This is a genomic window from Citrobacter sp. A316, assembly GCF_002042945.1.
Taxonomy (GTDB): domain Bacteria; phylum Pseudomonadota; class Gammaproteobacteria; order Enterobacterales; family Enterobacteriaceae; genus Citrobacter; species Citrobacter portucalensis.
Genome location: NZ_MVFZ01000023.1, coordinates 75,140 through 82,178, shown reverse-complemented (window position 1 = coordinate 82,178; position 7,039 = coordinate 75,140). Strand labels below are relative to the sequence as shown.

Here is a 7,039-nt window from a genome sequence, read left to right as displayed (position 1 = left end):
CTTCGCTATGTCCTTGACGTCATAGCTGACTGGCCGATAAACCGGGTGAATGAACTGCTCCCCTGGCGCGTCGCACTGCCAACGGAATAACTTGTCTTCGTCAATACGGTTCTCGCTGAACGCTTACGAATGTCTTTGTTTTGATAAAACCGCTTAACTCGAACGGTTGATGCTGGATTCATATCAAATTCAGCTTTTGGCATAAACAGGCTTAAAGGTGATTTGTTTGTGTATTTTGTCATCAGTTTAGGAGGGAACTTTTCCTCCCATTCATTTGATTCTTCCCAAGGGCCAAGTGTAAATAGCGCCGCTTCAAAATCATGAAGTGATAAACAAATTTCAATAGCGCCAATTTGAATAAAATGAATTAAATCATTTAGATGGCAATTGAGCAGCTCTGCGGCTCTTGGCAGAGAGCAAAATTCTAATGCAGGAATATTGTTACGTTTCCATACATTTACATCATTTTGGCTATCGTTTTTCCTTGTCATCGCGTCACCTTTCGCGCCATGCCTTAATGAGCGATTGAGTCAGGCGGTAAGGCCTCCGCTTTTCACCCCGTCGGGCTAGGCTCAATCTATCCGTTTACTTCACTATTCTGATTGGTGTTACGTTGTAATCTTCACCACTGTCTAAGGCCACCAGCAGATCGGCCCATTGTGCCAGCGCTGCTTTGCGTTCATCAAAATACTGGTGCCGGTTATAGATACCCTCTACGCCTTTGATACGGTGATTTAGACATCTTTCTGCGACTACCGGGTCAACACCCAATGCCGCTAAATGTGTACGAGCTGTACGGCGAAAGTCGTGAATGGTGAAGTTCGGCACGTCCGGCATTTCTGCGCGTACCTTTGCCAGCGCCACGGGCAGAGTGCTTTCCTGAATGTGTGGAATCATCCTGTTTTGCATCTTTCTGGCTGGCAATACCCATGCGCTGTTGCATGAGAACGTGTAAAGCTCTCTTAGCCATTCAACTGCTGGTGGTGCCAGAGGAATATCTATTGCGTCACCATTTTTGCTGCGTTCTTCCGGTAAGTGCCAGATGCCTTTGTCCAGGTCGAACTCTTCCCAGCGGGCGGCGCATAACTCCATTTTACGAACGCATAGGGCTAACAATAGTTTGAAAGTGATCTCATTCTGTCGACTGAATCCCTTTGCGGTGCGCATGGCTCTAAATAGCTGGATTAACTCATCACGGGTTAACCAGCGGTCACGGCTAACTTCCTTCCCACCGGCGTCCGAAACCTCAAAGGCTGAACAGGGGTTAATCTCCAGAGCGTGCCGTTTGATTCCGTAGTCGAATATGCGGCGTGTCCAGCGTAGAACGTCTGTCGCTATGGTCGGTGCTCCACGGTCAACAATAGCTTTAAGCATGTCATCAATGTGTCGTGGCTTTACGTCCTCCACCTTCATGCGTCCAATATGGGGATTAATATCTTTGTCGATCCGGCGGCGTAGTATGTCTGGATGCTTCCAGCGAGGCAGTATTTGGCGTTCAAAGTATTCGGCGGCAAGATCTGAAACGCGCATGGCGTTTTTTTCTGCTTCCATCTTCGCCAAGGCCTTGGCTTTCCGTTCCTGTTTTTCTCCTGCCACGTCATAGCCAAGCGCAACGCGGGCGGCTAGTTCTTTGGCGGTCTCTCTGGCTTTAGATAGTGAGAGCTCGGCATAGGAGCCAATAACCATAGCCCGTTGCTTACCAGCGAACTTATAGCGAAATCTCCAGCTTGGGGATTGGTCTACCTGTCGGTATCGGAGATATAGCCCGCCACCATCTGCGCGTCCTTCGAAGCGTTCTCCGGCTTTTATCCACGCACGGATCTGCATGTCTGTGAGTTTTGGCATTTTGCGAATATCCAAACTTTGAATAGAGGGTGTACCCAAAGTGATGTACACAAAACTCATTGGGTACACCTTTGGGTACACCTTAACTATGCGCTTTGTTGCGTCTTTATGATAGCCCATGATAACAAAAAAGCCCGGCTAAATGCGGGCTTTTCTTGTTCTTTACGTCTTTGTGATAGTTCTTAAATATTTACTCGATATTCTGAATCTGCTCGCGCATTTGCTCGATCAATACCTTCAGTTCAATCGCGGAATTCGTTACTTCGGCATTGATAGACTTCGATGCCAGAGTGTTCGATTCACGGTTGAATTCCTGCATCATGAAGTCCAGGCGACGGCCAACCGCCTCTTTTTTTTTCAGAATGTTGTAGGTTTCTTTGACATGGGCTTCCAGACGATCTAACTCTTCTGCCACATCGATACGCTGCGCCATCAGCACCAGCTCTTGCTCAAGGCGGTTATTTTCCAGCTGCACCTGGGCGTCTTCCAGTTTGGCTACCAGACGCTCGCGCTGCCATTGCAGGATTTCCGGCATATGTGCACGCACTTTCGTGACTTCAGTGCTGACGCCTTCCAGGCGCTGCTCGATCAGCGCTTTCAGCGCCTGACCTTCGGTTTCACGCGCAATAATGAAGTCATCCAGCGTACCGTCAAGCGCGGCAAGGATTTCGGCGGCAATGGCGTCCAGATCCTGCTCCTGGGCAGCCATTACGCCTGGCCAGCGCAGGATATCAACCGGGTTGATTTCACCTTCATCGCTTTGCATTTTGACCCAGTTAGCAGCGCTAACGAGCTGTTTAGCGAGCTTTTCATTCAGAATCAGCTCGCCCTGCGCGCTGGCATCAGGCTCAAAACGCAGCGTACATTCGACTTTACCGCGCGTCAGACGCGTGCGAATACGTTCGCGAACAACGGGTTCGAGGCTACGGAACTGCTCCGGCAGGCGAAAATAAGTTTCCAGATAACGCTGGTTTACCGAGCGCATTTCCCAGGTGGCGCTACCCCATTCACCCTTGATTTCACGCCGGGCGTAGGCGGTCATGCTGCGGATCATAGACGTTCCTGTTTTTAAAGATGAGATGGGAGGATTATAGCCATCCACGTCTTGTCAGGATAGGAATAACAGTCGGAAGTCCGTATAATGCGCAGCCACATTCGTTTCAAGCCGGAGATTTTATCATGCGTCCAGCAGGTCGTAGTGCCAATCAGGTGCGTCCCGTCACCCTGACCCGTAATTATACAAAACACGCTGAAGGCTCCGTGCTGGTCGAATTTGGTGATACCAAAGTGCTATGTACCGCCTCTATTGATGAAGGTGTGCCGCGTTTTCTGAAAGGCCAGGGCCAGGGCTGGATCACCGCAGAATATGGCATGCTGCCTCGCGCCACGCACACCCGTAACGCCCGTGAAGCGGCGAAAGGTAAGCAGGGCGGTCGTACCATGGAAATTCAGCGTCTGATCGCCCGCGCGTTGCGCGCAGCTGTTGACCTGAAGACGCTCGGCGAATTTACGATTACGCTGGACTGCGATGTTATTCAGGCCGATGGCGGTACGCGCACCGCATCCATTACCGGTGCTTGTGTCGCTTTGGCTGACGCGCTGAACAAGCTGGTGGCGAGCGGTAAACTGAAAGCTAACCCGATGAAAGGAATGGTCGCGGCGGTTTCCGTGGGCATTGTGAACGGTGAAGCGCTCTGTGATCTTGAGTACGTTGAAGACTCTGCCGCAGAAACCGATATGAACGTGGTGATGACTGAAGACGGCCGTATTATTGAGGTACAGGGCACGGCGGAAGGCGAGCCGTTCAGCCATGAAGAACTTCTCACCCTACTGGCATTGGCCCGAGGGGGAATCGAATCCATTGTAGCGACGCAGAAGGCGGCGTTAGAAAATTGATTTTAAAGGCGACTGATGAGTCGCCTTTTTTTTGTCTGTAATAAAGTGAGATGAGGAGCGAATCCATGAAACCGTATCAGCGCCAGTTTATTGAGTTTGCGCTTAGCAAGCAGGTACTAAAGTTTGGCGAATTTACGCTGAAATCCGGGCGCAAAAGCCCCTATTTCTTCAACGCCGGGCTGTTTAATACCGGGCGCGACCTGGCACTGTTAGGCCGTTTTTATGCCGAAGCGCTGGTGGATTCCGGTATTGAGTTCGATTTGTTGTTTGGCCCTGCGTACAAAGGTATTCCGATTGCGACCACAACGGCCGTTGCGCTGGCGGAACACCACGATAAAGATTTGCCCTACTGTTTTAACCGTAAAGAGGCGAAGACCCACGGTGAAGGCGGCAATCTGGTCGGTAGCGCACTAGAGGGGCGCGTGATGCTGGTGGATGATGTTATCACCGCAGGTACGGCTATTCGTGAGTCGATGGAAATTATTCAGGCGAATGACGCCACTCTGGCGGGGGTATTGATTTCTCTCGATCGCCAGGAACGCGGTCGCGGCGAGATTTCCGCTATTCAGGAAGTGGAACGTGATTATGGTTGCAAAGTGATCTCTATTATCACCCTGAAAGACCTGATTGCGTATCTGGAAGAGAAACCGGAGATGGCGGAGCACCTGGCGGCAGTACGAGCCTATCGCGAAGCATACGGCGTATAAGAACTACCGGATGGCACTGCGCTGATCCGGCCTACGCACTTACCGGGCCTACGGTTTACGTAGGCCGGACAAGACGAAATCGCTACTGCAATTGAGCGGCAACCAACGGCCAGCGGGTGTCAAAATCATCCGTTGGACGGTATTTAAATTCGCTACGTACAAACCGGGACAGCATACCTTCGCAGAAAGCCAGTAACTGGCTGGCCAGCAGCGTTTCATCCACGGTGTAGCCTTCACCTTCACGCATTCTTTTTTCTCGCAGAACCTGGCGCAGCTGCGCTTCAATACGCTCAAAAAGTTGGTTAATGCGACCTTGCAGACGGTCTTGTTCGAACATCAACGCGTGTCCGGTCAGAATTCGCGTCAGGCCAGGATTACGCTCACCAAATCCTAAAATCAGCAGAACGATCAGACGCAGACGCGAGCTGGTGTCCTTTTCATCTTTCAAAATCAGATTGATACGCGTAATCAGACTATCTTCGATAAACTCAATCAGGCTATCGAACATACGGGTCTTGCTGGGGAAATGGCGATACAATGCCGCTTCGGATACGCCAACTGAGGCTGCCAGCTTTGCTGTGGTGATGCGTTGGCTACCATCGCTGGACTCAAGCATCAGTGCCAGAGACTGAAGTATTTCTTCGCGACGATTCCTTTTCGCAGTTTGCTTTTCTACCATGTTACAAAATACCCCTGAAAATAAGCTCTTGCCAGGCAGGCATCCACACAGCGACCGCAAACAACAGTTTGCGGTGTGTTATTGCGTTATTACGCTATGGGATACTTTTCTGCGGGTTACTTGCGCCCGGAATGGCCGAAGCCACCTTCGCCACGATCGGTGGCTTCAAACTCTTCCACCAGATTAAATTCAGCCTGCACTACCGGTACAAATACCATCTGCGCGATACGTTCGCCCGGCTCAATAGTGAAGCTGTCCTGACCACGGTTCCAGACGGACACCATCAGTTGGCCCTGGTAGTCGGAATCAATCAAACCAACCAGATTGCCCAGCACGATACCGTGCTTATGGCCCAGCCCGGAGCGTGGGAGCATCACCGCTGCCAGAGAAGGATCGGCAATGTGGATAGCTAACCCGGTTGGCACCAGCGTTGTTGCGCCCGGCGCCAGTTCTACGGCGTCATCAAGACAAGCACGCAGGTCAAGTCCGGCAGAACCAGAAGTGGCGTACGTTGGGAGCGGAAATTGTTGCCCTACGCGCGGGTCCAGAATCTTAACGTCGATTTTTTTCATCATAACGGGTCACGATCTCGTCGAGTAATAATTGGCCCAGGAGTTCTTTACGCTCAAGCGGTAAGACTTTGTCTCCATCCTGCCAAAAAAGGTGTAATGCGTTGCTATCGCTGTTAAATCCTTGAGTTGACAGCGAAACATCGTTCGCACAGATCACATCAAGGTTTTTGCGGATGCGTTTTTGCCGGGCATATTCTTCCACATTATTTGTTTCGGCGGCAAACCCAACGACAAAAGGACGGTTAGCATCCAGTGCGGCAACACCGGCGATAATGTCCGGGTTTTTGACCATTTTTACTGTTAATTCATCACCCTGCGTCGCTTGTTTTTTTATTTTTTCGTGGGCGACAGTTTCAGCTCGATAATCAGCGACTGCAGCGCAGCCGATAAAAATATGCTGTTGTTGAACCGCAGATTGTACAGCGGCTTCCATTTCCAGCGCGGTCATCACATCAACCCGCTGAACAAATGGTGGCGTGGATAACGAAACTGGACCCGATACCAGTGTGACGTTTGCTCCGCGCTTTGCGGCAGCGGCCGCGATCGCAAACCCCATCTTCCCGGAACTGTGGTTGGAAATATAACGCACGGGATCAAGCGGTTCACGCGTCGGACCCGCTGTAATCATGATGTTGAGATGTTGCAGATCGTTGACAGGTGAAAAATGTTCTGCCGCCATATCCACAATCGTTAACGGATCCAGCATACGTCCAGGGCCGATATCACCACATGCCTGGCTACCGCTGTCAGGGCCCCAAATGAGCAAACCGCGTGAGGCAAGAATACCCAGATTGTGCTGGGTCGCGGTAGCGCGATACATCTGCTGGTTCATGGCTGGCAGTACAGCAACAGGAGCAGGCGTTGCCAGACAAATCGTTGACACCAGGTCGTTGGCCATACCTGCGGCGACACGAGCAATCAGGTCTGCTGTAGCGGGCGCCAGGATGACCAAATCGGCCCATTTTCCCAGCTCAATGTGGCCCATCGCTGCTTCGGCTGCGGGGTCAAGCAGGCTGTCGGAAACGGGATAACCTGAAACCGCCTGTAAACTCAGGGGAGTAATAAATGCTTTTGCCGCTTCGGTCATCGCCACGCGGACGTCAGCGCCGCGTTCCCGTAAACGACGCACCAGCTCAGGGGTCTTGTACGCAGCAATACCGCCACTGACGCCAAGTACGATTTTTTTACCGGCCAGGCTCATCATGATCTTTCCTGTTGGGTTTCACCAGAAGGCGGATATTTTATCACAATCCGCAATTTGTCGTGCTTTTGACCGTACTCCACTTTGCGAGGCGCTACGAAGAAGTGAAAACAGCGCGTCGATTGACCGTCGGTGTTAT

Annotated in this window: 8 protein-coding genes; 3 read left to right on the top strand and 5 right to left on the bottom strand. The window is 51.4% G+C overall.

The features are described from left to right. The coding region (locus BZK41_RS27620; RefSeq protein WP_139762656.1) for a transposase domain-containing protein at positions 1-90 on the top strand (90 nt) is incomplete at its 5' end. A gap of 495 nt (positions 91-585) precedes the next feature. Here the strand turns inward: BZK41_RS27620 and BZK41_RS23015 are convergent. After that, positions 586-1,905 (bottom strand): site-specific integrase, encoded by a 1,320-nt coding sequence (locus tag BZK41_RS23015; RefSeq protein WP_079939702.1) that lies wholly within the window; start codon positions 1,903-1,905, stop codon positions 586-588. A 130-nt stretch (positions 1,906-2,035) separates the two neighbouring features. Next, the gene (locus BZK41_RS23010) at positions 2,036-2,899 is read right to left on the bottom strand and encodes a YicC/YloC family endoribonuclease (RefSeq protein WP_079939701.1); all 864 of its coding nucleotides are present in this window, start codon (positions 2,897-2,899) and stop codon (positions 2,036-2,038) included. 125 nt (positions 2,900-3,024) lie between these two features. Between BZK41_RS23010 and rph the strand changes: the two genes are divergently transcribed. Both rph and pyrE read left to right on the top strand, forming a co-directional pair. Beyond that, a complete protein-coding gene (gene rph, locus BZK41_RS23000; RefSeq protein ID WP_079939700.1) occupies positions 3,025-3,741 on the top strand; it encodes a ribonuclease PH in 717 nt (238 codons plus the stop codon). A 65-nt stretch (positions 3,742-3,806) separates the two neighbouring features. Then, positions 3,807-4,448 carry an orotate phosphoribosyltransferase gene (gene pyrE / locus BZK41_RS22995; protein WP_079939699.1) on the top strand — a complete coding sequence of 214 codons (642 nt, stop codon included), beginning with the start codon at positions 3,807-3,809 and terminating at the stop codon, positions 4,446-4,448. An 82-nt stretch (positions 4,449-4,530) separates the two neighbouring features. On the opposite strand, the gene slmA is transcribed toward pyrE, so the two are convergent. The 3 genes from slmA to coaBC form a co-directional block, all read right to left on the bottom strand. Then, a complete protein-coding gene (slmA, locus tag BZK41_RS22990) occupies positions 4,531-5,127 on the bottom strand; it encodes a nucleoid occlusion factor SlmA (RefSeq protein WP_079939698.1) in 597 nt (198 codons plus the stop codon). 116 nt (positions 5,128-5,243) lie between these two features. Further along, the gene (dut, locus tag BZK41_RS22980; RefSeq protein WP_003827259.1) at positions 5,244-5,702 is read right to left on the bottom strand and encodes a dUTP diphosphatase; all 459 of its coding nucleotides are present in this window, start codon (positions 5,700-5,702) and stop codon (positions 5,244-5,246) included. Continuing rightward, complete coding sequence (coaBC, locus tag BZK41_RS22975) at positions 5,680-6,900, bottom strand: bifunctional phosphopantothenoylcysteine decarboxylase/phosphopantothenate--cysteine ligase CoaBC (RefSeq protein ID WP_139762657.1); 1,221 nt, start codon at positions 6,898-6,900, stop codon at positions 5,680-5,682. Before coaBC ends, dut begins: the two co-directional genes overlap by 23 nt. Between the last annotated feature and the right edge of the window lie 139 nt (positions 6,901-7,039).

What these genes read in the sequence shown, in the direction of transcription:
- BZK41_RS23015 (WP_079939702.1), bottom strand. Translation starts at nt 1,905, where the DNA reads ATGAGTTTTGTGTACATCACTTTGGGTACACCCTCTATTCAAAGTTTG.
- coaBC (WP_139762657.1), bottom strand. Translation starts at nt 6,900, where the DNA reads ATGAGCCTGGCCGGTAAAAAAATCGTACTTGGCGTCAGTGGCGGTATT.
- BZK41_RS23010 (WP_079939701.1), bottom strand. Translation starts at nt 2,899, where the DNA reads ATGATCCGCAGCATGACCGCCTACGCCCGGCGTGAAATCAAGGGTGAA.
- pyrE (WP_079939699.1), top strand. Translation starts at nt 3,807, where the DNA reads ATGAAACCGTATCAGCGCCAGTTTATTGAGTTTGCGCTTAGCAAGCAG.
- dut (WP_003827259.1), bottom strand. Translation starts at nt 5,702, where the DNA reads ATGATGAAAAAAATCGACGTTAAGATTCTGGACCCGCGCGTAGGGCAA.
- rph (WP_079939700.1), top strand. Translation starts at nt 3,025, where the DNA reads ATGCGTCCAGCAGGTCGTAGTGCCAATCAGGTGCGTCCCGTCACCCTG.
- slmA (WP_079939698.1), bottom strand. Translation starts at nt 5,127, where the DNA reads ATGGTAGAAAAGCAAACTGCGAAAAGGAATCGTCGCGAAGAAATACTT.